The organism is Stenotrophomonas sp. AGC87, assembly GCF_057333975.1.
Genome location: NZ_JBHFHW010000031.1, coordinates 10,658 through 35,243 on the forward strand (window position 1 = coordinate 10,658; position 24,586 = coordinate 35,243).

Annotated in this window: 22 protein-coding genes; 14 read left to right on the plus strand and 8 right to left on the minus strand. The window is 66.5% G+C overall.

What is annotated here, in order from left to right:
* Nucleotides 1-15 precede the first annotated feature (15 nt).
* From ACE026_RS12410 to ACE026_RS12430, 5 genes are read left to right on the plus strand one after another with little or no spacing between them, the layout of a single operon-like run.
* The gene (locus ACE026_RS12410) at nucleotides 16-1,338 is read left to right on the plus strand and encodes a sugar ABC transporter substrate-binding protein (RefSeq protein WP_486039279.1); all 1,323 of its coding nucleotides are present in this window, start codon (nucleotides 16-18) and stop codon (nucleotides 1,336-1,338) included.
* Nucleotides 1,335-2,216, plus strand: coding sequence for a carbohydrate ABC transporter permease (locus tag ACE026_RS12415; protein ID WP_123730758.1), 882 nt, complete (start codon nucleotides 1,335-1,337; stop codon nucleotides 2,214-2,216). The genes ACE026_RS12410 and ACE026_RS12415 overlap by 4 nt, the downstream gene beginning before the upstream one ends.
* Nucleotides 2,213-3,049 (plus strand): carbohydrate ABC transporter permease, encoded by an 837-nt coding sequence (locus tag ACE026_RS12420; RefSeq protein ID WP_123730759.1) that lies wholly within the window; start codon nucleotides 2,213-2,215, stop codon nucleotides 3,047-3,049. The genes ACE026_RS12415 and ACE026_RS12420 overlap by 4 nt, the downstream gene beginning before the upstream one ends.
* Nucleotides 3,046-6,228 carry a discoidin domain-containing protein gene (locus ACE026_RS12425; protein WP_486039241.1) on the plus strand — a complete coding sequence of 1,061 codons (3,183 nt, stop codon included), beginning with the start codon at nucleotides 3,046-3,048 and terminating at the stop codon, nucleotides 6,226-6,228. The genes ACE026_RS12420 and ACE026_RS12425 overlap by 4 nt, the downstream gene beginning before the upstream one ends.
* A gap of 17 nt (nucleotides 6,229-6,245) precedes the next feature.
* The gene (locus ACE026_RS12430) at nucleotides 6,246-7,103 is read left to right on the plus strand and encodes an endonuclease/exonuclease/phosphatase family protein (protein ID WP_486039280.1); all 858 of its coding nucleotides are present in this window, start codon (nucleotides 6,246-6,248) and stop codon (nucleotides 7,101-7,103) included.
* Nucleotides 7,104-7,380: 277 nt separating this feature from the next.
* Here the strand turns inward: ACE026_RS12430 and ACE026_RS12435 are convergent, their stop codons facing one another.
* Nucleotides 7,381-10,818, minus strand: a complete 3,438-nt coding sequence (locus tag ACE026_RS12435; protein ID WP_486039242.1) for an Rne/Rng family ribonuclease — start codon at nucleotides 10,816-10,818, stop codon at nucleotides 7,381-7,383.
* A 403-nt stretch (nucleotides 10,819-11,221) separates the two neighbouring features.
* Here ACE026_RS12435 and ACE026_RS12440 point away from each other — a divergent pair, with 403 nt between their 5' ends.
* On the plus strand, nucleotides 11,222-12,199 hold the full coding sequence (locus ACE026_RS12440; protein ID WP_026069733.1) for an RluA family pseudouridine synthase: 978 nt from the start codon (nucleotides 11,222-11,224) through the stop codon (nucleotides 12,197-12,199).
* Nucleotides 12,200-12,262: 63 nt separating this feature from the next.
* Here ACE026_RS12440 and zupT read toward each other — a convergent pair whose 3' ends face one another.
* The 3 genes from zupT to ACE026_RS12455 all read right to left on the minus strand — a co-directional run bounded on the left by zupT (nucleotide 12,263) and on the right by ACE026_RS12455 (nucleotide 14,023).
* A complete protein-coding gene (zupT, locus tag ACE026_RS12445) occupies nucleotides 12,263-13,072 on the minus strand; it encodes a zinc transporter ZupT (protein ID WP_019182887.1) in 810 nt (269 codons plus the stop codon).
* Between the two features lie 185 nt (nucleotides 13,073-13,257).
* Nucleotides 13,258-13,677, minus strand: a complete 420-nt coding sequence (locus ACE026_RS12450; protein WP_486039243.1) for an energy transducer TonB — start codon at nucleotides 13,675-13,677, stop codon at nucleotides 13,258-13,260.
* A gap of 4 nt (nucleotides 13,678-13,681) precedes the next feature.
* Nucleotides 13,682-14,023 carry a 4a-hydroxytetrahydrobiopterin dehydratase gene (locus ACE026_RS12455; RefSeq protein WP_019182889.1) on the minus strand — a complete coding sequence of 114 codons (342 nt, stop codon included), beginning with the start codon at nucleotides 14,021-14,023 and terminating at the stop codon, nucleotides 13,682-13,684.
* Between the two features lie 90 nt (nucleotides 14,024-14,113).
* On the opposite strand from ACE026_RS12455, the gene ACE026_RS12460 reads away from it, so the two are divergent.
* Nucleotides 14,114-14,713, plus strand: coding sequence for an NfuA family Fe-S biogenesis protein (locus ACE026_RS12460; protein WP_259261543.1), 600 nt, complete (start codon nucleotides 14,114-14,116; stop codon nucleotides 14,711-14,713).
* 9 nt (nucleotides 14,714-14,722) lie between these two features.
* Nucleotides 14,723-16,477, plus strand: a complete 1,755-nt coding sequence (locus tag ACE026_RS12465; RefSeq protein WP_486039244.1) for a hypothetical protein — start codon at nucleotides 14,723-14,725, stop codon at nucleotides 16,475-16,477.
* A gap of 106 nt (nucleotides 16,478-16,583) precedes the next feature.
* Here ACE026_RS12465 and ACE026_RS12470 read toward each other — a convergent pair whose 3' ends face one another.
* Both ACE026_RS12470 and ACE026_RS12475 read right to left on the minus strand, forming a co-directional pair.
* The gene (locus ACE026_RS12470) at nucleotides 16,584-17,033 is read right to left on the minus strand and encodes a barstar family protein (protein ID WP_486039245.1); all 450 of its coding nucleotides are present in this window, start codon (nucleotides 17,031-17,033) and stop codon (nucleotides 16,584-16,586) included.
* Nucleotides 17,030-17,503, minus strand: a complete 474-nt coding sequence (locus ACE026_RS12475) for a guanyl-specific ribonuclease (protein WP_486039246.1) — start codon at nucleotides 17,501-17,503, stop codon at nucleotides 17,030-17,032. The genes ACE026_RS12470 and ACE026_RS12475 overlap by 4 nt, the downstream gene beginning before the upstream one ends.
* 268 nt (nucleotides 17,504-17,771) lie before the next feature.
* On the opposite strand from ACE026_RS12475, the gene ACE026_RS12480 reads away from it, so the two are divergent.
* On the plus strand, nucleotides 17,772-18,383 hold the full coding sequence (locus ACE026_RS12480; protein WP_123730769.1) for a superoxide dismutase: 612 nt from the start codon (nucleotides 17,772-17,774) through the stop codon (nucleotides 18,381-18,383).
* An 80-nt stretch (nucleotides 18,384-18,463) separates the two neighbouring features.
* On the opposite strand, the gene ACE026_RS12485 is transcribed toward ACE026_RS12480, so the two are convergent.
* Nucleotides 18,464-19,312, minus strand: a complete 849-nt coding sequence (locus ACE026_RS12485; RefSeq protein WP_486039247.1) for an endonuclease/exonuclease/phosphatase family protein — start codon at nucleotides 19,310-19,312, stop codon at nucleotides 18,464-18,466.
* Nucleotides 19,313-19,486: 174 nt separating this feature from the next.
* Here ACE026_RS12485 and ACE026_RS12490 point away from each other — a divergent pair, with 174 nt between their 5' ends.
* Together ACE026_RS12490 and ACE026_RS12495 are read left to right on the plus strand one after the other, a co-directional pair.
* Nucleotides 19,487-21,049: a POT-type proton-dependent oligopeptide transporter gene (locus ACE026_RS12490; protein ID WP_486039248.1), complete on the plus strand. Its 1,563-nt coding sequence runs from the start codon at nucleotides 19,487-19,489 to the stop codon at nucleotides 21,047-21,049.
* Nucleotides 21,050-21,056: 7 nt separating this feature from the next.
* Nucleotides 21,057-21,680 carry a rhomboid family intramembrane serine protease gene (locus ACE026_RS12495; RefSeq protein ID WP_019182898.1) on the plus strand — a complete coding sequence of 208 codons (624 nt, stop codon included), beginning with the start codon at nucleotides 21,057-21,059 and terminating at the stop codon, nucleotides 21,678-21,680.
* 116 nt (nucleotides 21,681-21,796) lie between these two features.
* Here the strand turns inward: ACE026_RS12495 and ACE026_RS12500 are convergent, their stop codons facing one another.
* The gene (locus tag ACE026_RS12500; protein ID WP_313210339.1) at nucleotides 21,797-21,976 is read right to left on the minus strand and encodes a hypothetical protein; all 180 of its coding nucleotides are present in this window, start codon (nucleotides 21,974-21,976) and stop codon (nucleotides 21,797-21,799) included.
* A 212-nt stretch (nucleotides 21,977-22,188) separates the two neighbouring features.
* Between ACE026_RS12500 and ACE026_RS12505 the strand changes: the two genes are divergently transcribed.
* The 3 genes from ACE026_RS12505 (at nucleotide 22,189) to cfa (ending at nucleotide 24,547) form a co-directional block, all read left to right on the plus strand.
* Nucleotides 22,189-22,491, plus strand: coding sequence for a GNAT family N-acetyltransferase (locus ACE026_RS12505; protein ID WP_121041132.1), 303 nt, complete (start codon nucleotides 22,189-22,191; stop codon nucleotides 22,489-22,491).
* A 65-nt stretch (nucleotides 22,492-22,556) separates the two neighbouring features.
* Entirely contained in the window at nucleotides 22,557-23,414 is an 858-nt protein-coding gene (locus tag ACE026_RS12510; RefSeq protein ID WP_486039249.1) for a DUF3298 and DUF4163 domain-containing protein, read from the plus strand.
* 14 nt (nucleotides 23,415-23,428) lie between these two features.
* Nucleotides 23,429-24,547 carry a cyclopropane fatty acyl phospholipid synthase gene (gene cfa, locus ACE026_RS12515; RefSeq protein ID WP_486039250.1) on the plus strand — a complete coding sequence of 373 codons (1,119 nt, stop codon included), beginning with the start codon at nucleotides 23,429-23,431 and terminating at the stop codon, nucleotides 24,545-24,547.
* The last annotated feature ends 39 nt before the right edge of the window (nucleotides 24,548-24,586 follow it).

Consider the following 24,586-nt stretch of genomic DNA (forward strand, 5'->3'; position numbering starts at 1 on the left):
TCGTCGCGCCCGAAGCTGGGGTTGAGTCTGTTGCTGCTGATTGCCGGCAGCCTGTTGTTGAGTGCCTGCCGGAAAGAACCGGAAGGGGTCACCGTGCGTTTCTGGGCGATGGGCCGCGAGGCCGAAGTCGTCACCGGCCTGGTGCGTGAGTTCGAGGCGGAAAATCCCGGCATCCATGTCGATGTGCAGAACATCCCGTGGACGGCCGCGCATGAAAAGCTGCTGACCGCGTTCGCCGCCGAAGGGCTGCCGGACGTGTGCCAGCTGGGCAATACCTGGATCCCCGAGTTCGCCGAACTCAACACCCTGACCCCGCTGCAGCCCTACGTGGCGCAGTCCAAGGTGGTGGACCCGGCCGACTACTTCCAGGGCATCTGGGATACCAATGTGATTCACGGCGAGCTGGTCGGCGTGCCGTGGTACGTGGATACGCGCCTGCTGTATTACCGCAAGGACATGCTGGCCAAGGCCGGCTACGACCACCCGCCGCGTACCTGGGCCGAGTGGAACGAGATGATGGCGGCGATCAAGACGATGCAGGGCCCCAACCGCTACGCGGTGCTGATGCCGATCAACGAGTTCGAGCAGCAGCTGTCCTTCGCGCTGCAGCAGCCCGATCCGCTGCTGCGCGATGAAGACACCCGTGGCAATTTCAGCAGCCCGGGTTTCCGCAGGACGCTGGGCTTCTACGAGAACATGTTCGCGCAGGGCTGGGCCCCGCGCATGTCCGAGACGCAGATCTCCAACGTCTGGGACGAGTTCTTCCGTGGCTTCAACGTGTTCTACGTGTCCGGCCCCTGGAACATCCGCGAGTTCAAGAAGCTGCAGCCCAAGGCGCTGGAAGGGCAGTGGGGCACCGCCGCGCTGCCGGGTCCGGATGGCCCGGGTGCGGGCATCGCCGGCGGGACCAGCCTGGTGATCTTCCGTGATTCGAAGCAGAAAGAAGCCTCGTGGAAACTGATCGAGTTCCTGTCGCGCCCGGCGATCCAGGAGCGCTTCCATTCGATCATCGGCGACCTGCCGCCGCGTCGCAGCACCTGGGAATATCCCTCGCTGGCCAACGACCCATTGGCGCAGCCGTTCCGCGACCAGCTCGAGCGGGTCAAGCCGACCCCGAAGGTGCTGGAGTGGGAGCGGATCGCCCAGGAAATGCGGATCACCACCGAACAGGTGGTGCGTGGTGGCCTGGACCAGGATCAAGCAGTGAAAGAGCTGGACGAACGCGTGGACAAGGTCCTCGCCAAACGCCGCTGGATGCATGAGCAGCACCGGCAGGAATCCTCCGGGGCGAGCGACACGGCGCACTCCAGTGCCGTGGCCACGGAGGCGGCACCATGAAGCAGCGTTCGCTTGCCGGCTGGATGTTCGCCGGCCCGGCCATCCTGGTCATCGCCGTGTTCTTCGGTTTGCCCGTGTTCTCGGCGCTGGCACTGAGCATCACCGATTTCGATCTGTACGCACTGGCCGACGGTGACAACCTGCGCTTCGTCGGCCTGGGCAACTACATCGATCTGCTGCAGACCCCGATGTTCTGGAAGTCGCTGTGGAACACCACGTACTTCGTGATCGTCGGCGTGCCGCTGTCGATCGCGGTGTCGTTGGGTGCGGCGATCCTGCTCAATGCCCCGGCCGCCCGCTTCAAGGCGTTGTTCCGCACCGCGCTGTTCGCCCCGGTGGTGACCACCCTGGTGGCGGTGGCGGTGATCTGGCGTTACCTGTTCCATACCAGCTACGGCCTGGTGAACTACGGCCTGGGCCACCTGGGCATCAGCCCGATCGACTGGCTGGGCGATCCGAACTGGGCGATGCCGACCATCATGCTGTTCGCGGTGTGGAAGAACTTCGGCTACAACATGGTGATCTTCCTGGCCGGCCTGCAGGCGATCCCGCATGACCTGTACGAGGCCGCGCGTATCGACGGTGCCTCGCGCTGGAAGCAGTTCCTGCACATCACCCTGCCGATGCTGGGCCCGGTGCTGCTGGTGGTGGGCGTGATCACGGTGTCCGGCTACTTCCAGCTGTTTGCAGAGCCTTACGTGATGACGCGTGGCGACCCACTGCAGAGCACCGTCAGCGTGCTGTATTTCATGTTTGAAGAAGGCTTCAAGTGGTGGAACCTGGGTCGCGCCTCCGCGGTGGCGTTCCTGCTGTTCCTGATCATCCTGGGCGTGACCAGCATCATGCTGCGTTTCGGCCGCAAGAGGCAGTTGGTATGAGTCGTGAAATCGGTCAATCGCGCTGGCATGCCTGGTGGGTCAATGGTGGCCTGGTGGTGCTGGCGGTCCTGAGCCTGGCGCCGCTGTTGTGGATGCTGTCGGTGTCGTTCATGCCGACCGGCGAAGCGGCGCATTTCCCGCCGCCGCTGCTGCCGTCCTCGCTGACCACCGCGAACTACCATGAGCTGTTTGCGCGCACCGGCATGGCCAACAACTTCGTCAACAGCCTGATGGTGTCGCTGGCCATCACCTTCGGCTCTCTGCTGCTCAACACCATGGCCGGCTATGCCTTCGCCAAGCTGCGCTTTGCCGGCCGCGAGCGCATCTTCCAGCTGCTGCTGGCCGCGCTGGTGATCCCGGCGCAGGTGGCGATGCTGCCGTTGTTCCTGCTGATGAAGCAGCTGGGCCTGGTCAACAACTTCGGTGGCGTGATCGTGCCGGCGCTGGCTACCGTGTTCGGCATCTTCCTGGTCCGCCAGTACGCCCGCTCGATCCCGGATGAGCTGCTCGAAGCGGCCCGCATCGACGGGGCAGGGGAGCTGCGGATCTTCTTCCAGATCGTGCTGCCGATGCTCAAGCCGGTGCTGGTGACCCTGTCGATCTTCACCTTCATGGCCGCCTGGAACGATTTCATGTGGCCCTTGATCGTGTTGACCGATCAGGAGCACTACACTCTCCCGGTGGCCCTGGCCACGCTCTCGCGCGAGCACATCATGGACGTTGAAATGATGATGGCCGGCGCGGTGGTCACGGTGGTTCCGGTGCTGCTGCTGTTCCTGGCTTTGCAGCGTTATTACATCCAAGGTCTGTTGCTGGGGAGTGTCAAAGGGTGAAGCATGCCGTCGTCGCGGTGGGTCTGGGTCTGGTCTGGTCACTGGCGGCCTCGGCCGCACCGCCGGCGACGCCGGTGTTGCCCGCACCCAAGGTGCTGGACAGCTTCGATGACATGACCCCATGGAAGCTGGTCGTCTCCGACCAGGTCAGCGGCTCGCTGCGCAGCGTGGCCGGCAGTGGCGGAGGCCGCGCGCTGTGTGTGGATTACGATTTCCACAACGTGTCGGGCTACGTCGGCATCCGCCGCGAACTGGGCATCCAGTACCCGGAGAATTACCAGTTCGGCTTCCAGCTGCGCGGCGACTCTCCTGCCAACGATCTGCAGTTCAAGCTGATCGACGCCAGCGGCGACAACGTGTGGTGGGTCAACCGCCCCGGCTATGCGTTCCCCAAAACCTGGACGCCCGTGCAGTACCGCAAGCGCCAGATCGACAAGGCCTGGGGCCCGGAAACGGACAAGACGCTCAAGCGCAGCGCGGCGATGGAATTCACGATCTACAGCAAGGTCGGTGGCAAGGGCACGGTCTGTTTCGACCGGCTGACGCTGCAGGGCCTGCCCGCCGCTGACACCTCCTCGCTGAGCCCGTCGGTGATTGCCGATACCGCCACCGCGCTCCAGAACCGCATCGTCGATGGCAAGCCGGATACGGTCTGGATCAGTGGCGGCGTGGCCGAGCAGACCATCAGCCTGGACCTGCACAAGGTGCGCGAGTTTGGCGGGGCGGTGATCGAATGGCTGCCCGGGCTGGAGGCCACCCGCTACGTGGTGCGGTCCTCGGCCGATGGACGCAGCTGGAACACGCTGCGTGAGGTGACCGCCGGCGGCGGTGGCCGCGACTGGCTGGCGCTGCCGGATACGGAAGCGCGCTACCTGCGCTTCGACCTCAAGGGCGGCCCGAGCTGGCGTTACGGTATCCGCGATATCACGCTCAAGCCGCTCGACTTCGCCGATACCCCGAATGATTTCGTCCGCTCGGTCGGCGCCGACCTGCCGCGCGGTTCGGTGCCGCGCGGCTTCACCGGCGAGCAGCCGTACTGGACGCTGCTGGGTCTGGATGGCGGCCGCGAGCAGGCGCTGATTGGCGAAGACGGTGCGCTGGAAGTGGCCAAGTCCAGCTTCAGCGTGGAGCCGTTCGTGCTGGTGGACAACAAACTGCTCAGCTGGGCCGACGTCAAGACCAGCCAATCGCTGCAGGACGATTACCTGCCGATCGCCAACGTCGGTTGGAGCCACGACAAGGCTGGCCTGCAGGTGACCGGCTTCGTGCAGGGCACGCCGGACAACGCGCAGCTGGTGGGGCGCTACACCCTGCGCAACCCGGACAAGGTCGCCCACGAGTACACCCTGGCCCTGGCCGTGCGCCCGTGGCAGGTGAACCCGCCGACCCAGTTCCTCAATACCGTCGGCGGCGTCAGCCGGATCGACAACCTGTCCTTCGACCCGACCCATGTGGACGTCAACGGCACGCCGCGCCTGTACCCGGCACAGGCACCGGACGCGGCCTTCGCCACCGCGTTCGACAGCAAGTTCGACGTGGTCCACCTGGCCAGCGGCAAGCTGCCCGGCACCACCGAAGTGAAGGACAGCACCGGCCTGGCCTCGGGCGCGCTGCTGTACCGCTGGACGCTGGAGCCTGGCCAGAGCCGCGAGGTCGCCATCGTGCTGCCGCAGACCGGCAACTGGGCGATGCCCAAGGGCTTCGATGCGGCCAAGGCGCAGCAGCAGGTCGCTTCGATGTGGCGGACCAAACTGGACCAGGTGACGCTGCAGGTCCCCGCGGCTGGCAAGCCGCTGGCCGATACGCTGCGCACCGCGCTGGCGCACATGCTGATTTCGCGCATCGGCCCCAGCCTGCAGCCGGGCACGCGTTCGTATTCGCGCAGCTGGATCCGCGATGGCGCGATGATTTCCGAAGGCCTGCTGCGCATGGGCCGCAGTGATGCGGTGCGCGAGTACGTGAACTGGTATGCGCCCTATCAGTTCGACAATGGCAAGGTGCCGTGCTGCGTGGACTCGCGCGGCAGTGACCCGGTGCCGGAGAACGACAGCCACGGCGAGTTGATCTTCAACATCGCCGAGTACTGGCGCTACACCGGCGACACCACCTTCCTGGAGGTGATGTGGCCGCACGTGCAGGGCGCCTACCAGTACATGGAGCAGCTGCGCCTGAGCGAGCGCACCGAAGAGAACCGCGCGCGCAACCCCGCCTTCTACGGGATGATGCCGGTCTCGATCAGTCACGAAGGGTATTCGGCCAAGCCGATGCATTCGTACTGGGACAACTTCTGGGCGCTGCGTGGCTACAAGGACGCGGCCATCATCGCCAGCACGCTCGGCAAGGCCGAAGCGATGCAGATCAGTGAGTCGCGCGATCAGTTCCGTGACGACCTGCAGGCTTCGCTGCTGGCGGCGACCGCGCAGCACAAGATCGACTATCTGCCCGGTTCAGCCGAACTGGGCGATTTCGATGCCACCTCGACCACCATCGCACTGGCGCCGGCCGGCGAGCAGGGGCGCCTGCCGCAGCCGTACTTGAACAACACCTTCGAGCGCTACTGGAGCGAGTTCGAAGCGCGCCGCGATGGCAAGCGCGAGTGGAAGGACTACACCCCGTACGAGTGGCGCAACGTAGCCGCCTTCGTGCGCCTGGGCTGGCGCGACCGCGCTTGGCAGGCGACCGAGTTCTTCTTCAAGGACCGTGCACCGCAGCCGTGGAACCAGTGGGCCGAAGTGGTCTCGCGCACGCCGCGCAAACCGTTCTTCCTGGGTGACCTGCCACATGCGTGGGTGGCCTCGGACTTCGTGCGTTCGGCATTGGACATGTTCGCCTACAGCCGCGACATCGACGACAGCCTGGTGCTGGCCGCGGGCGTGCCGTCGCGCTGGCTGGAAGGCAAGGGTGTGGGCGTGCAAGGCCTGCGCACCCCGAACGGGCAGCTCAACTACGCGCTGATCCGCAACGACAAGCAGCTCACCCTGACCGTGTCGGCCGGCCTGGTGCCGCCGGCCGGTGGCGTGGTGCTGCCGTGGCCGTACAGCGGCGAGCCGGGCGCCACCACCGTCAATGGTGAGCCGGTGGAATGGGTGGGCGGCGAACTGCGCGTGATGCAGGTGCCGGCCAAGGTCGAGATCGAGATTCCGGCGTCGGTACGCCGGGCGGAACGCAAGGCACCGTAATGCGGAAGATGATGATGATGCGCGGCCTGCTGGCCGCCGTGCTGGCGTTCGCGCCCCTGGTGGCGCTGGCGCAGGGCACCGTGGCGGCGCCCGCGCAGGAGATGACCATGGTCACCTTCAATCTTCACCACGACCGCGAGAACTGGCCGGCCCGCCGCCAGGTGATCCTGCGTGAACTGCAGGCGCTGCAGCCCGATGCCATCGCCCTGCAGGAAGTGATCCAGAAGCCCCACGTGCGCAACCAGGCCGCATGGCTGGCGCGCAAGCTGGGCTACGACTATCAGTTCGTCTCCACCGATCCGCCGGGGCGTTTCAAGCGCTATGGCAACGCCCTGCTGACCCGGCGGCCGGTGCTGTCGCGCAACGACCATCTGCTGGCACCGCTGGGCGACTACCGGACCGTGGCGCATCTGCGCATCGACGTGGACGGTCGCCCGGTCAATGTTTATGCCACGCACTTGAACGAGCGTTCGGACGAGGTGGGCAGCCGCATCCGTGGAGAACAGGTCGCGGATCTGCTGGCCTTCATCGCGCAGAGCGCAGGCGACGCGCCGGTGGTCGTGGCGGGGGACTTCAATGCACTGGTGGATGCCGGTGATCTGAGCGAGCTGCGCAACCACTACGGCGACAGCTACGGCAGCGTGCACGTCAACAACGAACTGGCCCAGGTCAGTACGCTCAACCGGCACTACTACGACGCGCCCTCGCGCATCGACCATATCTTCTTCCAGCAGGATCGACTGCTTGCCCGTGAGGCGAAGATCCTGTTCGACCAGCCGTACGCCGCTGGCCGCTGGGCTTCGGATCATTACGGCGTGTGGACCCGGCTGCAGTTCGCGCCGGGCACCGGGAATGCCGGGGCGACGACGCCCTGAGGCGCGCGCCGCGTCATCGGTGATGGCGTAGCGCGCGACCGGCTGCTTCCACGCATGGCGTGGATCTGCCCTTGATGTATCCCGTGCAGGATCCACGCATGGCGTGGGTCCACCCTTGATGCATCCGATGACATGGCTAGATCCACGCCATGCGTAGATACGCTCAGCGCCGCCATCATGATCGCCTGACGCACGCCGCTGGCTGCGCGATTCAATACCCCAAACGCAGACAGCGGCCCGAAGGCCGCTGTCTGTTTGTTGCGTCACTCACTCAGGATCAGAGCGTGTCTTTCTTTTCCTGGTCGGCCTTGTCGCCTTCCTCGGCCTGCGGGGCATCGGTCGGGATGTCCTCGCGGGCTTCGGCCTGCGCGGCCTGTTCGGCAGCGTTGGTCGCCGCCGGGGTTTCGCTGGCGGCCGAACCGAACAGCTGACCGTTGTGCACGACCGGGCCGGCCGGGGCCGATTCGGTGCGGGCCTGCGGGGCTGCCGGCTGTGCCGGGGCCTGGGTCGCATCGACGGCATCCAGCATGCTGGTCTGCACCGGTGCGACGGTCGGCTCCTTCACTTCCTGCGGGGCGGCCTCAACGACCGGAGCCACCGGAGCAGCGACCGGAGCCGGAGCCACCGGAGCCTCGACCGGAGCCGGAGCCGGAGCCACCGGAGCAGCAACCGGAGCCGGAGCCACCGGAGCAGCAATCGGAGCCGGGGCGGCCGGAGCAGCGACCGGGGCCGGAGCCACCGGAGCAGCAACCGGAGCCGGAGCCACCGGAGCAGCAACCGGGGCCGGAGCTACCGGTGCAGCGACCGGAGCCGGCGCCACCGGAGCCGCCACCGGAGCCGGCCTCGGGCTTTCCACGAACGGCACCGGGTCGTTGTAGGAGGCCGGGGCCTTCTCAGCGATCGGCTCGACTGCCGGGGCAGCGGCCTTCTCGACGACCGGGGTCGGGGCTTTCTCGGCCACCGGGGCAGCCACCGGGGCCGGGGTCGGCTCGGCATGACCGGCGGTCACGACCGGGCTGCTGACCACGGCGACCGGAGCGGCGGCAGCAACTGCCGCCACCGGGGCCGGGCGCGGCGCCTGGACCGGCGCAGGTGCGGCGGCCGGCGCGTTGCCGGATTCGTCGTCGAACTCGAACTCCGGCTGCGGCTGACCGTTATTGGCGACCTGGCGCTCGGCCGGGGCGACGGTATCGCCGTCCTGATCGCTGTCCTGGTCGTCGCCCTCGTCATCCAGACCGTTGTCGTCACCATTCAGGCCGTCGCTGCCGGCAGCCTGCTCACCGTTGCCACGACGACGACGGCGGCCACCGCGGCGGCCGCGACGACGACGCGAAGCGCCTTCGCCGGTACCGTCTTCGGCATTGGCCGGCGCGTCACCCTGTTCGGTGGCGTCTGTGTCGCCCAGCTGTGCATCCTCGGCCGGAGCGGCCTTGGCCGTTTCCTGGACGTGGGCGGCCGGCGCGGCGCCACCGGTGGCGACGACTGCAGCCGCAGTGATCACGGCGGCGTCGGCAGCGACCGGTGCAGCGGTGGTCGGCTTCGGTGCATCGGCTTGTGGCTGACGCGCGGGCTTCTCGCTCACGGCCGGCTTGTCGCCGTCGTTCTGCTGCGGCTTGGCCTGGCCATTCTGGCCCTGCTTCTGCTTCAGCTTCGGCTGCTGCTGGTCATTGCGCGGTTCATTGCGCGGCTTGGCCGGCTGCTGCTCGTTGCGCGGCTTGCCCTGGGCGGGTGCCTGCACCTGTGCCGCATTGCCATTGGCCGGTGCGGCGGTGTCCTGGCGGCGCTCGTCGCGACGCTCGCCCTTCGGGCCGCGTTCGCCACGCTCACCACGGTCCTTGCCACGGCCCTGCGCCTGCGCATTGCCGTTGCCACCACGCTCGCCACGCTCATCGCGGCGACCGTTGCGGTCCTTGCCGTTGCGATCCTTGTTGCGACCGTTGCGGTTGCCGTCCTGGCCCGGGCGGTTGCTCGGCTGCGGTGCGGCGGCCGGGGCCGCTTCGCCACCGAAGATGCGCTTGAGCCACCCCACCACGCCGGTTGCAGCCGGGGCGGCCACGGGGGCGGCGACCGGGGCCGGTGCGGCTTCCGGTTCCGGGGCTTCACGCACCGGGGCCGGCTGGCTGTGCTTGACCTGGGTCACCACCGGGGCGACCGGGATGTTCAGCTGGGCCTTGGTCAGCGCGTGCACCGGCAGCTTGCGCGGGGTACCGCGCTGGTAGCTCGGCTTGCCGCTTTCTTCGCCCAGCTCGTTCTCACGCAGGCGGGTCACTTCGTAATGCGGGGTGTGCAGCTGCTCGTCGGCGACGATCACGATCGGCGCGTCATGGCGCTGTTCGATCTCGCGCAGCGCGCTGCGCTTTTCGTTGAGCAGGTAGTTGGCGATCTCGACCGGGGCCTGGACCAGCACCTGCCCGGTGTTCTCCTTCATCGCATGCTCTTCAGCCACGCGGATGATGGAGAGCGACAGCGACTCGACGCTGCGCATGCGGCCATGGCCGTCGCAACGCGGGCAGACGATCTGGCTGGATTCGCCCAGGCTCGGACGCAGGCGCTGGCGGCTCATTTCCATCAGGCCGAAGCGCGAGATGCGGCCCAGCTGCACGCGCGCACGGTCGTACTTGAGTGCGTTCTGCAGGCGGTTCTCGACTTCACGCTGGTGCTTGTTGGAGGCCATGTCGATGAAATCGATGACCACCAGGCCACCCAGATCGCGCAGGCGCAGCTGGCGGGCCACTTCTTCGGCCGCTTCCAGGTTGGTCTGGAACGCGGTGTCCTCGATGTCGCTGCCCTTGGTGGCGCGCGAGGAGTTGACGTCGATGGCGGTCAGCGCTTCGGTCTGGTCGACCACGATCGAGCCGCCCGACGGCAGGCGGACGTTGCGTTCATACGCGCCTTCGATCTGCGATTCGATCTGGAAGCGGTTGAACAGCGGGATGTCGTCCTTGTAATGCTTGAGCTTGCGCAGGGTCTGCGGCATCACCTGCTGCATGAACTCCTGGGCGGTCTCGTACAGCTCTTCGGTGTCCACCAGGATCTCGCCGACATCGGCGCGCAGGTAGTCACGCAGGGCGCGCACGATCAGACGCGATTCCTGGTAGATCAGGAACGAGGCCGGCTTGGTCAGCGCCGCTTCGGCGATCGACTTCCAGACCTGCAGCAGGTAATCCAGATCCCACTGCAGCTCTTCTGCATCGCGGCCGACGCCGGCGGTGCGGATGATCACGCCCATGTCGTCGGGGATGTTCAGCTTGTCCAGCGCTTCCTTCAGCGCGGCGCGGTCTTCGCCCTCGATGCGACGCGAGACGCCACCGGCGCTCGGCGAGTTCGGCATCAGCACCATGTAGCGGCCGGCCAGTGAGATGAACGTGGTCAGGGCAGCGCCCTTGTTGCCGCGCTCTTCCTTGTCCACCTGGACCACGACTTCCTGGCCCTCACGCAGCAGCTCGCGGATGCCGGCCTTGTTGTGGTCGACGCCGGCCTGGAAGTAATCGCGGGAGATTTCCTTCAGCGGCAGGAAGCCATGGCGCTCACCGCCGTATTCGACGAAGGCCGCTTCCAGTGAAGGCTCAAGGCGCGTGATGCGACCCTTGTAGATGTTCGACTTTTTCTGTTCCTTGGACGGCTGTTCGATGTCGATGTCGTACAGCGTCTGGCCATCCACGATGGCTACCCGCAGCTCTTCAGCCTGCGTGGCATTGATCAGCATTCGCTTCATTCTTGCGTTCCTCGCGCGCTGCTACCGCGCGGAACGCCATGGGGTTTCGCTTCTGGTCACGCTTCACCGCCCATCGCGCATGCGCGGGGAGGGCGGTTTGGGTTTCCAGCGCTACAACACCACGGCAGGCCGCGGGAGCGCTTCATTTGTTTTGGTTTGGGTGTAACGGGGCCGGAGGCAGCTTTCAGCGAGGCTGGAGCGCCACAGGGACATGTTCAGCGCGAATGCGTGTCAGACATCCGGCGATGGCCGGGACCGCCGGTGAGCCGCTAACATGGCCGCCCCGGGGGCGGTGGCTGCGCACTGTGCCGGAATCGCGGGAAGTCGGGCTTCTGGCCCAGAACAACTTCCAACGAAATCAATCCCTTATCTCGCCCGCCGAGTGTAACAGAATAAAAGGCCAATGACCGTTACCGAGCCCACCCCCAAAGCCGCTGAAGCCATGACCAGCGTACGTATCATCACTGTCCCGGCCGACCGCGCCGGGCAACGCCTGGACAACTTCCTGCTCGGCCAGCTCAAGGGTGCACCGCGCAGCCTGATCTACAAGCTCGTCCGCAGTGGCCAGGTCCGCGTCAATGGCGGCCGCGCCAAGGCCGAGCGCAAACTCGAGGGCGGCGACGAAGTCCGGGTCCCGCCGGTTCGTCTCAACGAGGAAGGCGACAAAGCCGGTCCGCCCGCTGCGTTCATGAAACGGCTGGAAGATGCCATCGTGTTCGAAGACGATCGGCTGCTGGCGCTGAATAAGCCGTCGGGCGTGGCCAGCCACGGCGGCAGCGGCATCAGCTTCGGCGCCATCGAAACGCTGCGTGCCCTGCGCCCCGGCAAGACCCTGGAACTGGTACATCGGCTGGACCGCGATACCTCGGGCCTGCTGATCGTGGCCAAGAAGCGCTCGGCGCTGAGCGAGCTGCAGGCGCTGCTGCGTGAAGACCACGGCGCCGGTATCCGCAAGCGCTACCTGACCCTGCTGGCCGGCCGCATGCCCGATGGCACCATGACCGTGGATGCCCCGCTGCACGTGGGTCTGCGCCAGGGCGGCGAGCGGCACGTGCAGGTCAATCCGATCGGCAAGGAGTCGATCAGCCACTTCAAGGTGCTGGAGCGCAAGGGCGGGCACTCGTACTGCGAGGTCCGCATCGAAACCGGCCGCACCCACCAGATCCGCGTGCATGCCCAGCATCTGGGGCATCCGGTGGCCGGTGACGACAAGTACGGCGATCCTGACGTCAACAAGCGGCTTCGTGAGCAGATCGGCCTGAAACGACTGTTCCTGCACGCGGCCTCGCTGGAGTTCGCGCTGGACGCCGGCAAGACGCCCTACCTGATCAATGCGCCGCTGGCCGAGGAGCTGGTCGAGGTGTTGAACCGGTTGAAGTGAGCGCCGGCAGATAAGGCCGTGCCGAACGGAGGGTAGTGCCGGCCGCTGGCCGGCTCTGCACCGTCACCATTTGAACAACACCAGGCTGATCGCCAGGCTGCCCATGCCGGCCACCAGACCGTACACGGTCTCGTGGCCCTTGGCGTAGCGCTTGGCCGCCGGCAGCAGTTCGTCCAGGGCCAGGAACACCATCACCCCGGAAATGATGCCGAACACCCAGCCGAACGTGGCGTGGTTGAGCACCCCGGACAGGGCCACATACCCGATCGCCGCGCCGATCGGCTCGGCCAGGCCGGACAGCAGGCTGGCGCCGAACGCGTAGAACTTGTTCTGCGTGGCGAAATACACCGGGACCGCGATGGCGATGCCCTCGGGGATGTTGTGGATGGCGATGGCGAACGCCAGCGGCATGCCCACCGACGGGCTTTCCAGCGTGGCGAAGAACGTGGCCAGGCCCTCGGGGAAGTTGTGCGCGGTGATCGCCACCGCCGTCAGCAGGCCGACCCGCTTGATGTAGGCCTTGTTGTTGTCGCGGAACAGCGGGTCCTGTTTGTCCAGGCTTTCGTGCGGGTTCGGGATCAGATGGTCGATCACCACGATCAGCAGCACGCCGACCAGGAACGCCGCGGTGCCATAGGCGAAGCCCAGCCGGGCGTCGTAGGCCTGGGTGAACGAGTCGATCGCCTTGTTGAGGATCTCGGTGAGCGAGACGAAAACCATCGCGCCACCGGCAAAGGCCAGCCCGAACGCCAGCAGGCGTGGGTTGGGCCGGCGTGAGAACAGCACCATCAGGCTGCCCAGCGCGGTCGCCAGGCCGGCGGCCAGGGTGACCGCCAGGGCGATCCATACGTTTTCACTGGAAATATCAGGCATCCGCCAACGCGTCCTTGTACGAGAAAAGTGCGCCATGCGATCCCAACCTCCGCACCGGACCGCTCAAATGCGCTGCTGCGTGGGGGCGGTGTTCACCGGGCGCGTGGCGACGCGTTGATCCGACGGGCGCCTTGACGATCCATGATGCGCGGTTTGCGGCGGCTGACCTCAACACAACGCGGCGATCAACCGCCGCGACGCAGCCGTTCTTCGACCGCGAAGCACTGGTCGGGCTTGGGCTGCGGCGGGTTGAAGCTGACCGGCACCTGGATCGTGGTCGGGACCGCCTGCCCGGCGCGGGTGGCCGCCTTGAACTGCCAGGCCTGTACGGCCTTCTGCGCCTGCTCGTCGAGCTGGGCGTTGCCGCTGCCGCTGGCGAGCTGGACCTGGCTGGGCTGGCCGTCGGCGGCAATGGTCACCTTGAAGGTGCTGGTGCCGCCGATCCCCTGGCAGGCCAGTTCGATCGGGTACTCCGGCGGTGGCGTTTTGACCGCGGCGACCTCGGTGGGCGCCGCGACCGGGGCGGCCGGTTCGGCGGGTGTCTTGTTACAGCCGGCCAAGGCGGCCAGGGCAAGGCTGGACAGCACGATGTACTGCAGTTTCATGGGCTTACTCCGTCAGGGCCGAGGCTTTCGCCGCGCAGATGAAGTCGTTCTCGCTCAGGCCGCCCACATCGTGGGTGGAGAAGCGCACCACGGCGCGGTCGTAATGCACGCCCAGATCCGGGTGGTGGTCTTCACGATGGGCCACCCAGGCCAGAGCGTTCACGAAGGCCATGGTGCCGTGGTAGTTGTCGAAGCGGAAGGTGCGGGTCAGCGCCTGCCCGGCTTCGGCCAGCTCCCAGCCGGGAATCTGGGCCAGCAGCTCGGTGACACGGGCGGTGCCGAGCTTGTGGTCGCTGCCTTTGCGCGGCACGCAATGGGCTTGCGCCAGCGGAATCAGGTCGGCCATGGGTTCCTCCACATCTGGATGACTGAACAATGCGCGGTCCGGTGTATAAACCGAATGAGCGCATCACAAGGGATTGGCTAGAATAGCCCGATGATCCAGATATCCGACACTGCCCAATCCTATTTCCGCAAGCTGATCGAACGTGAGGCCGTGCCCGGCATGGGTGTGCGCCTGACCGCCGTCGATGCGGGTACCCCGCGCGCCGATGCCCGCCTGGAGTTCGCTGATCCCAGTGAATTGCTGGGTGATGAGTGGGCCGTGGACTGCGATGGCTTCACCCTCTACGTGGCCGCCACCAGTGTGGCCTGGGTCGATGGCGCCGAGATCGATTTCGTCACCAATGCCACGGGCAGCCAGCAGCTGACCATCAAGGCCCCCAAGATCAAGGGCGAGGCGCCGACCGAAGGCTCCTCGCTGGTCGAGCGCGTGCGCTGGGTGGTGGAGAATGAAGTCAATCCGCAGCTGGCCTCGCACGGCGGCAAGGTCGCGGTGCAGGAAGTCTCGGCCGATGGCGTAGTGCTGCTGCGCTTCGGCGGCGGTTGCCAGGGCTGCGGCATGGCCGACGTCACGCTCAAGCAGGGCATCGAAAAAACCCTGATGGGACGTGTGCCCGGCATCACCGCGGTGCGCGATGCGACCGACCACGAGAGTGGCGACGCGCCGTACATTCCCCGCGGCACGGCAGCCTGATCGCGCTGCGTGCCACTGCGCCGGGCTGACGACATCCTCGATTGGCTGCTGGCTCGCCAGCCGGACAAGCGCATTCTCGAAAAAACCACCGGCCTCCCCTATGGGTGGGGCCTGTGGCTGCGCGCGTTGTCGCCGTTACCGCGGCCGTTCCGCGCCAGCGAAGTGCTGGCCGAACTGGCCCAGCGTGAGCCGGTTCCACACGGCGGACGCCTGCCGGAACTGAGTTTCGTCCAGGCGATGCGCCGCCTGCTCTGGCAGGGCTGGGATCCCGCGCCGCGTGATCAGCGCTGGATGCGCTGGACCTCGGCGGTGATCAGCGCGCTGCTGCATCTGATGTTCGCGCTGCTGTTGCTGTGGGTGGCCTTGATCCGGCCGCCCAGCGAACCGGACCAGGGCGGTGAGAGCGGGCGTGTGCAGGTGGCGTTCGTTGGGCGCGGCACGCCGCAGCAGGAGGAGGGCGCGCAACCCGCGGCTGCCGAGCCGGCCACGGCGGAAGCGGCGATCGCGGCGGCGATGGCCAATGCCCAGGCGATGGCGCAGGCCGAGGCCGATGCGCAGACAGCCTCGGCCCCGCAGCCGACCGCAGCGCCGGCACCGCCGAGCGAGCCGCAACCGGCGCCACCCGCGCCCGCGACGCCCGCGGTGGAGCAGCCCGTCCAGGCGACCGAGGTGGCCCAGGCCACGACCGATTTCGTGGTGCCGCCTACCAGCGTCCCGCGCACCGAAGTGCGTGTGATGACGCGCGAGCCACAGGACATTGCCGTCCGTGAGCGCACCGTGGTCACGGTGGAGGCGCCGACGCCGCGTGCCACCGTACCGGCGCCGCGCCCGGCCGAACCGCAGGTGCGCACGCCCGAGCTGAGCGTGCAGGAGCGGCCGGTCACCGTGATCGAAGCGCCAACACCGACCGTGGCCATTCCCGGGCCGCCGGTGGAGGCCGCCGTGCCGCAACGTGACGTGCAGGTGCGCGAACGCGAGATCCGGCCGGTGACCGCGCCGTCGGTGAGCGTGGCCACATTGCCCATGCGCGAGGTGGCGGTGCCCGGTCGATCGCCGGAGGTCGCCGTACGCGAACGCGCGGTGCCCAATGCCGCCCCGCGCCCGGCACCGCCCGCACCGGTTGCAGCAAGCAGTACGGCGACGGCCCCGGCCGCCGCCAGCGCCAGCACCAGCACCAGCACCGCGGCAAGTACGTCCGCGGCGTCCACTGCAGCGCGCGCGCCGGCGAGCCCCTCCAAGGCACCGCCGGGCAGTTGGACCACGCCCAACCGTTCCGACGACTGGGGTGCCGCCAATCATCCGCAGGATGCCGACCTCAATGGCAGGGCCGTGAGTGCGACCCAAGGCAATGGCGGCAGCCTGTTCAAGGCCGATGGCAGCGTGCGCGTGCCTGGCCAGGACGGGCAAGCAAACAGCGAGCGTGGTGCACCGGGCGGCGATAAGGACGGCTGGAGCAAGGAGCGTATTGCACAGTCCGGTACATGGCTCAAGCGCCCGCCGTACGACTACACGCCGACCTCGTTCGACAAGTACTGGGCCCCCAACGAATCGCTGCTGGCCGAGTGGGTGCGCAAGGGCATCAAGGCCGTCGAGATTCCGATCCCGGGCACGAGTTCGTCCATTTCCTGCGTGATTTCCGTGCTGCAGTTCGGTGGCGGCTGCGGCCTGAGCAATCCGAACATGCAGGACCAGCCGGCCATCGCGCGGCCGCCGCCGGACATCCCGTTCAAGAAGGAGCTGCAGGAAGACAACGGCAGCCGATGAGGCTGCGCCTCATCGGCGGGTAGGGCCACCCATGGGTGGCTGGCCTCGGGTCCGGCGTCATGGGGTGTCACAGTCACGCATGGCACGGCTCTACCCGGATACGGGGTTACGGCGTCGCGGCGTCCTCGTCCAGTTCCACGTCTGCATCGCGCAGTGCCACGAACGCCCAGAACGGCACGTTGCCGTCACTCCAGTAGCGGCTGGCTTCGTCGAGTACATCCAGCAGCGTGTCGAAATCGGCGCCGGCATCGCTGCGCAGGGCATCGGCATCGCTGAAGAACAGCGCATAGCCGTTGGCCGGCAGCCAGGCCAGGTCGCGCAGGTTGTCGGTCAGCGCATCCCAGTTGCCGCCAAAGCCGGTTGGAAAATCCAGGCGGGCGGCCAGGCGCATCAGCAGCGTGCGTTTGTCGTGGCAGCCGTCCAGGTCGATCTGGATCACGCGCAGGCCGGCATCGCGCATCGCGGCCGACAACGGGGCGACGTCATCGTTGCCGATCGCATAGATGCCGGCATTGTTGATGTCGTGCAGGCCCAACTCGAATCCGTCATGCGTCATTGCCAGCTCCCGGCAGGTGGAACGTCGAAACTACGGAACGTTTCATAGTGATCATCGGTGTAGAACCAGCCAGTAGGGGGTGTGCCGCCGGTGACGATGCGCCGTGCGCCGCGATTGCCGGCGCCGGGCGTGTCCACCGTGTACTCGTGGTAGTAGCCGCGCGGTCGCTGCGGCAGGCGCTGTTCGCGGTTGCTGAAAATACTCCCGTCCTGCCGGTGCGGGTACGGGCCGCCGCGCTGGATCAGCGCGATGGTGTCGCGCGCTTCGGCGGGCAGGAACGGGGGCAGGGGATCGCGCGCTGCCTTGGCCGATGCCGGTGATGACGTCGGGGCACTTGCGGGCGGCGCCGTATCCGGCTGCGTCAGCGATGGCGCGAACTGCGGTGCCGGCGGGCGCTGGGCCAGTTTGATGGCGGCCAGACCGCCGACCAGCAGCACGATGGCGATCAACAACAGCAATGGCTTGCGCATGAGGGGCCAAAGGCGATGGGCGAGGCGACTACTCTACTGCGATCATCGCCCCGCACGGTGAGGCCCAGCCGAACAGGCATGCTGCGCTGCGAGGGAGCCCACGTCGTCCGGCGTGCACCGTCACTGTCGCGTCACGATCCGGACACGCGATCGACCGCGCAGGACGAAGTTTCCTTTACATGGGCCTTGGTAAGCTTATCGGCCATCCCCATCATCGACTCCGCAACGCCCGGTCTTTGCCGGGTGAGTGAGCTACCAGGAGAACCACATGGCCTATACCCTCCCCAAGCTGTCCTACGCCTACGACGCGCTCGAGCCGCATATCGACGCAGCGACGATGGAAATCCACCACACCAAGCATCACCAGACGTACATCAACAACGTCAACGCCGCGCTGGAAGGCACCGAGTTCGCCGACCTGCCGGTCGAAGAGCTGGTCAAGAAGACCAAGTCCCTTCCGGAAAATCTGCAGGGCGTCGTGCGCAACAACGGCGGCGGCCATGCCAACCACACCCTGTTCTGGACCGTGATGTCGCCCAACGGCGGCGGTGCTCCGGTGGGCGACGTGGCCAAGGCGATCGATTCGCAGCTGGGCGGCCTGGAAAAGTTCAAGGAAGCCTTCACCAAGGCGGCCCTGACCCGGTTCGGCAGCGGCTGGGCCTGGCTGAGCGTTACCCCGGACAAGAAGGTCGTGGTGGAAAGCAGCGCCAACCAGGACAGCCCGCTGATGGACGGCAATACGCCGATCCTGGCGCTGGACGTGTGGGAACACGCGTACTACCTGAAGTACCAGAACCGTCGCCCGGAATACATCGGCGCGTTCTTCAACGTCGTCGACTGGAATGAAGTCGAGCGTCGTTACCAGGAAGCCATTGCCTGATCGGCAAGGTCACCTGACACACGAACGGCCAGGCAGCGATGCCTGGCCGTTTTTCGTTGCGCCACCGCAAGCGGTGCGACTCAAGGCGCGCTGGTGCTTTCCGGGGTCTGCAGGCGCAGGGTCGCCATGGTACCCAGGCGCATCGCGGTGGGGTCACCTTCGCTGGCCGGCAGCTTGATGCTGTCCTGGCGGATGCCGCCGAAGTACTTCACCTGGAACAGCACGTCCAGGCCGTGCCCACGTGCCGCGCCGGCCAATGAGGGCGGGTCCACGCGTTCGCCGGGGTTCTTGCGGGCTGGCTGGAAGCCCGGCGTGCTGCCCACCAGTTCGGTGATCTCCGCGGAGAAATCGCCAGCGATCAGTGAGGGCAGGCCCTCGGCGGTCGCGCCGATCCAGGTCATCAGGTCGCTGGTCTGATGCCGGCGGATCTGCGCGTCATCCGGCTCCGGCCGCAGCCGGGCGACGTAGATGTTGATCAGTTCCTCGCGCAGCTTGATCCGTACCATGCCGGCCGCGCTGAACTGCCCGGGCGGGTGCAGCAGGGTGACGGCGTCATCGGTGACCGGCAACCGGGTCAGCATCGCGCTGCCATGGCGCAACGGCTGGCTGGGCGGATCGGCGGTGACGAAATCACAGCTGTAGCGCAGCCGGCTGGCCAGCCAGCAGGCCGGGTTGCGCCCCTGGGTCTGCAGCACGCGCTGCACCGCGATCACGTCCGGCTGCATGGATTCGAGCAGCTGCAGCACCTGGTCTCGCCGTTGCTGCCATTGCGCATCGTCCTGGGTCGGCAGTTCCAGCGTGGCGATCTTCAGCGAGGGCAGGGCATCCTCGGCCTGGCGTGCGTGCGCGCCTGCGGCGGGGGCCGCCAGCAACAGCAGCAGGATCCAGCCTGTCCAACGTCGGGTCCCACCGGTGATGTGCGTGCGCATAACGATAAGTTTACGCTTCCGCCGTCGACGATCCGTGACATGGGTGCCATCCCGCGCGGCCGTTTCCAGCCCGCCTGCCATGTCCGGCGCCTGTCATGCAGCTGTGCAGCGTGCGCTGGGGTAGGGGGTTCCGGTAATCTTGGTCCTTTCGTGTTCGCAGGACAGCCCCACAGGATGAGCAATATCGCAGCCGCCAGCGCAGGCAAAGGAAAGATGCCGCGCCAGATTCCCTACATCATCGGCAATGAGGCCTGCGAACGCTTCAGCTTCTATGGGATGCGCAACATCCTGGTGCAGTTCCTGATCACCTCGCTGCTGCTGCAGGAGATCACCGCCGATGGCCGCGCCGGTGAGGCGAAGGACATCATGCACAGCTTCATGATCGGCGTGTATTTCTTCCCGCTGCTCGGTGGCTGGCTGGCCGACAAATTCTTTGGCAAATACCACACCATCCTGTGGTTCAGCCTCATTTACTGCGCCGGTCACGCCTGTCTGGCCATCTTCGAGGACAGCCGCCAGGGCTTCTTCGTCGGCCTGGGGCTGATCGCGCTGGGCGCCGGTGGCATCAAGCCGCTGGTGGCCTCGTTCATGGGCGACCAGTTCGACCAGAGCAACAAGCATCTGGCGAAGATCGTGTTCGATGCCTTCTACTGGATCATCAACTTCGGCTCGCTGTTCGCCTCGCTGCTGATCCCGCTGGCGCTGAAGAACCTGGGTCCGTCGTGGGCCTTCGGCATTCCGGGCATCCTGATGTTCGTGGCCACCTTCGTGTTCTGGATGGGCCGCAAGCGCTATGTGCTGGTGCCGCTGCCGCCGAAGGACCCGCATTCGTTCGGCAACGTGGTGCGCACCGCGCTGTCGGCGCAGGTGCCGGGCAAGGGGCGTCCGGGTCGTACCCTGGCCATTCTCGGTGCGGTGCTGGCCGTGGCCTCGATGGGCCTGGTCGGCAGCCTGGGCATCGTGATCTGCCTGTGCATCGCGCTGGTCCTGCTGCTGGCCGGTATCGGTGGCGGTACCTGGATCCAGCTGGACCGTGCCCGTGCGGTGCATCCGGCCGAGGCCGTGGAAGGTGTGCGCTCGGTGCTGCGCGTGCTGGTGATCTTCGCCCTGACCACCCCGTTCTTCTCGCTGTTCGACCAGAAGGCCTCGACCTGGGTTCTGCAGGGCCAGCAGATGGCCATGCCGAGCTGGTTCACCGCCTCGCAGATGCAGGCGCTGAATCCGCTGCTGGTGATGATCCTGATCCCGTTCAACAACCTGGTGCTGTACCCGATGCTGCGCCGCTTCGGCTTCGAGCCGACCGCGCTGCGCCGGATGACCGCCGGTATCGCCTTCAGCGGCCTGGCCTGGATCGTGGTCGGCGGCATCCAGGTGATGATGGATGGCGGCAACGCCATGTCCATCTTCTGGCAGATGCTGCCCTACGCGCTGCTGACCTTCGGTGAGGTGCTGGTCTCGGCCACCGGCCTGGAGTTCGCGTACAGCCAGGCGCCGCAGGCGATGAAGGGCGTGGTGATGAGCTTCTGGAACCTGACCACCACCATCGGCAACCTGTGGGTGCTGCTGTCCAACGCGGCGGTGCGCAACGACACGGTGACCCACCAGATCGCCAGTACCGGCCTGAGCGAGGCGGCGTTCCTGATGTTCTTCTTCGCCGGTTTCGCGTTCCTGGCGGCGTTGGCCTTCGGTTGGTATGCCAAGCGCTATCGTATGGTCGACAACTACCGCACCGCCTGAGCCTGACATGACCCCAGTCAACCTGCTGCTGATCGCCATCACCGTCATCGTGTCGTGGATGGCGTTCAAGAACCGTGCGCTCGCCGACCGCCTGATCCTGTGGCCACCGGCGGTGGACCGCAACCGTCAGTACGATCGCCTGATCACGTACGGGTTCATCCACGCCGATCTCTCGCATCTGGCGTTCAACATGATCACGCTGTTCTTCTTCGGCGGCTTCATCGAACAGGTGATGCTGCAGTTGAGCGGCAGCTACCTGACGTATCCGGCGTTCTATCTGGGTGCGTTGCTGGTGTCGATCCTGCCGAGCTATCTGAAGAACCAGAAGAACCCGAACTACCTCAGCCTCGGGGCGTCCGGTGCGGTGTCGGCGGTGTTGTTCGCCTTCATCCTGATCAAGCCGTGGTCGATCATCCTGGTGCTGTTCATTCCGGCGCCGGCGATCATCTATGCGGTGTTCTACGTGGGCTACAGCATCTGGATGGACCGCCGTGGCGGCGACCGCATCAACCACAGCGCGCACCTGGCCGGTGCGGCGTTCGGTGTGCTGTTCATGCTGGCGATGCAGCCGAGCATCTTCAGCCACTTCCTGCGTGAGCTGAGCAACCCGACCTTCCGCCTCGGCGGTTGAGTCGGGGCGTACCGACCAACGGTCGGTACCTGCAACGGGGTATCTGGCGCGGGGTGGGGCGTACCGACCAACGGTCGGTACCTACAACGTGGTACCTGGCGTGAGCCCGGCAACCGTCAGGCGGCCTTCTTGCCGTCCACGCCATAGGTGCTGAGCAGGCGGGCGTAGACCTCGTTGTCGATCTGGTCGAATTCCCAGCCCTGGGTCTGGCCATTCACGGCCAACTGGAACAAGCCTTCCAGCAGGGAAGTGTCGGCGTCGCCATGGGGGGCGGGGGCAGGTGCAGTGTTGTCCATGCGGACCTCCGGAAAGCGGGTGCGTACAGGCAGGTCTTCGCAAAAGCCATGCCAGCTTTCACGCCCTGTCCGACTCCGGTATCGGCCGGAAGGCGCCCGGCTTTAGGGCCGGATGTGACGCAGCACGTCGCTGCTTGCCCCTGTTCAGGCTTCACGCGATCATGGCGGCCGGCTGCGCACTATCGCTGCAGTCGCCGCAGGAGACACCGCTCATGGCTTCGGTCACGCCGCCCGGACTGGCTTACGAGGTGGAGCACGATCTGGCCAATCACCGCTTCCAGGCCCGGGTCAAAGGGCATCTGGCGCTGCTGGATTACCAGATCAAGCGCAAGCGGATGATCATCACCCATACCGAGGTGCCCGAGCCGATCGCCGGCCGTGGCGTGGCGGGTGAGTTGACCAAGGTGGCGCTGCGCTATGCGCGCGAACAGAAATTCAAGGTGGTGCCGGCCTGCGCTTACGCCGAGGCGTTCCTGCAGCGACACGAGGAGTACGACGACCTGCTGGTCCGATGACGACAGCGGGTCATGCTTCAGGGATGGCCGATCATGATGGTGGGTTACAACAAGGGGATTTCAGGATGAACATCGCAGGAAACCGTCGCGCGCTGCGCGCCAGCGCGTTGGCCATGGCCATGGGCGTGGTGGTGCTCGCAGGCTGCAACAAGCACGACGGCGACACACAAGGACCGGCCGCGCCGGTCGACACCGCTGCCGAACCCGTCGCGCCCGCGGTGGCTCCCGACGCACCGGTCGAGCTGCGCGATGTGATCGAGACCTCGCCGCAGGCCGTGGTCGGGATCACCTACCCGCCGGACATCGCCCGGTATCCGGGCTTGGCCAAGGCGCTGGGCGGCTATGCCGACAGTGCGCGGGCAGAGCTGCAGCAGGCGCTGGACGGGCTGGGCAACGACAAGCCGACCATGCCCTACGAGCTTTCGCTGACCTTCGAGAAAGTGCTGGAGACGCCGCAGCTGGTGGTGGTGACCGCCGATGGGAGCCGCTATACCGGCGGTGCCCACGGTGAGCCGCTGGTGGCGCGCTTTGTGTGGCTGCCGGAGCAGCAGCAGATGTTGACCGCCGACAAGCTGGTGGCCGATGCCAAGGGCTGGAAAGCGATCAGCGATTACGTGGCCGACCAGCTGCGCGAGCGCGTGGCGACCCGGTTGAGCGGCGATGAAATGGAGCCGGCGCAGATGCAGGAATCGCTGCGCAATGCCAGCCGGATGATCGCCGACGGCACCGGGCCAAGTGCCGACAACTTCAGCCAGTTCCAGCCGCTGACCGGTTCCGACGGGCGCATCTCTGCGATACGCTTCGTGTTCCCGCCCTACCAGGTAGGGCCGTACTCGGACGGCACGCAGACCGTGGACGTCCCGGCCGCCGTGCTGGTGCCGCACGTGGGTCAGGATGTCGCAGGGTTGTTCGCCCGGGGCTGATCGACGGAGGCGATGTGGACGCTGGGCTGCAACGACGGGTCACAGGGTTGCTGCATGAGGCGGGGGTCACCGTTGACGGTGACCAGCCGCAGGACATCACGGTGCACGACCCGCGCTTCTACGCGCGGGTCATGGCCCAGGGCTCGCTGGGCCTGGGCGAGAGTTACATGGACGGGCAGTGGGATGCCCGCGCGCTGGATGATTTCCTCTTTCATCTGATGCAGGCGCATCTGGACGAGCGCGTGCATGGCTGGCGCGACCTGGCCGATGCGCTCAAGGCGAGAGTGTTCAACCTGCAGGCCGGGGCCGGCAGTTTCGAGGTCGGCCGGCGCCATTACGATCTGGGCAACGATCTGTACGAGGCGATGCTCGGCCAGCGCCTGGTCTACAGCTGCGGTTACTGGCGCGAGGCCACCGACCTGGATGCGGCCCAGGAGGCCAAGCTCGATCTGATCTGCCGCAAGCTGGGGCTGCGCCCCGGGCAACGGATTCTCGATATCGGCTGCGGGTGGGGCGAGGCGCTGAAATTCGCGGCCGAGCGCTATGGCGTGTCCGGGGTGGGGGTGACGATCTCGCACGAGCAGGCCGAGTATGCGCGGCAGCTGTGCGCGGGCCTGCCGATCGAGATCCGGCTGCAGGACTATCACGAGGTGGACGAGTCGTTCGACGCGATCCTGTCAGTGGGCATGTTCGAGCACGTAGGCGACAAGAACTATCGCGGGTATTTCGAGATGGCGCGGCGCTGCCTGCGGCCGGCGGGAGTGTTCCTGCTGCATTCGATCGGCAGCAATCTGTCGCGGCACCGCACCGACCCGTGGATCGCCAAGTACATTTTTCCGAATTCGATGCTGCCCTCGGCGGCGCAGGTGACGGAAGCGTTCGAGGGGCTGTTCGTGTTGGAGGATTGGCACAACTTCGGCACCGATTACGACCGGACGCTGCAGGCGTGGCGGGCCAATATCGAGGCGGCGTGGCCGCGGCTGGATGTGCAGCGCTATGACGAACGCTTCCGCCGGATGTGGCGGTTCTATCTGGCCGGCTCGATGGCGAGTTTCCGCTGCCGGCATGCGCAGTTGTGGCAGTTGGTGTTGTCGCCCAACGGCGTGCCTGGAGGCTATGTGGCGCCGCGGTGATAAGAATGAAAAACGCCCGGCAGTGCCGGGCGTGGTTAG

Coding starts and splice junctions, on each gene's coding strand:
- ACE026_RS12415 (WP_123730758.1), top strand. CDS start 1,335: ATGAAGCAGCGTTCGCTTGCCGGCTGGATGTTCGCCGGCCCGGCCATC.
- ACE026_RS12420 (WP_123730759.1), top strand. CDS start 2,213: ATGAGTCGTGAAATCGGTCAATCGCGCTGGCATGCCTGGTGGGTCAAT.
- ACE026_RS12430 (WP_486039280.1), top strand. CDS start 6,246: ATGCGCGGCCTGCTGGCCGCCGTGCTGGCGTTCGCGCCCCTGGTGGCG.
- ACE026_RS12435 (WP_486039242.1), bottom strand. CDS start 10,818: ATGAAGCGAATGCTGATCAATGCCACGCAGGCTGAAGAGCTGCGGGTA.
- ACE026_RS12440 (WP_026069733.1), top strand. CDS start 11,222: ATGACCGTTACCGAGCCCACCCCCAAAGCCGCTGAAGCCATGACCAGC.
- zupT (WP_019182887.1), bottom strand. CDS start 13,072: ATGCCTGATATTTCCAGTGAAAACGTATGGATCGCCCTGGCGGTCACC.
- ACE026_RS12450 (WP_486039243.1), bottom strand. CDS start 13,677: ATGAAACTGCAGTACATCGTGCTGTCCAGCCTTGCCCTGGCCGCCTTG.
- ACE026_RS12455 (WP_019182889.1), bottom strand. CDS start 14,023: ATGGCCGACCTGATTCCGCTGGCGCAAGCCCATTGCGTGCCGCGCAAA.
- ACE026_RS12460 (WP_259261543.1), top strand. CDS start 14,114: ATGATCCAGATATCCGACACTGCCCAATCCTATTTCCGCAAGCTGATC.
- ACE026_RS12470 (WP_486039245.1), bottom strand. CDS start 17,033: ATGACGCATGACGGATTCGAGTTGGGCCTGCACGACATCAACAATGCC.
- ACE026_RS12475 (WP_486039246.1), bottom strand. CDS start 17,503: ATGCGCAAGCCATTGCTGTTGTTGATCGCCATCGTGCTGCTGGTCGGC.
- ACE026_RS12480 (WP_123730769.1), top strand. CDS start 17,772: ATGGCCTATACCCTCCCCAAGCTGTCCTACGCCTACGACGCGCTCGAG.
- ACE026_RS12485 (WP_486039247.1), bottom strand. CDS start 19,312: ATGCGCACGCACATCACCGGTGGGACCCGACGTTGGACAGGCTGGATC.
- ACE026_RS12490 (WP_486039248.1), top strand. CDS start 19,487: ATGAGCAATATCGCAGCCGCCAGCGCAGGCAAAGGAAAGATGCCGCGC.
- ACE026_RS12495 (WP_019182898.1), top strand. CDS start 21,057: ATGACCCCAGTCAACCTGCTGCTGATCGCCATCACCGTCATCGTGTCG.
- ACE026_RS12500 (WP_313210339.1), bottom strand. CDS start 21,976: ATGGACAACACTGCACCTGCCCCCGCCCCCCATGGCGACGCCGACACT.
- ACE026_RS12505 (WP_121041132.1), top strand. CDS start 22,189: ATGGCTTCGGTCACGCCGCCCGGACTGGCTTACGAGGTGGAGCACGAT.
- ACE026_RS12510 (WP_486039249.1), top strand. CDS start 22,557: ATGAACATCGCAGGAAACCGTCGCGCGCTGCGCGCCAGCGCGTTGGCC.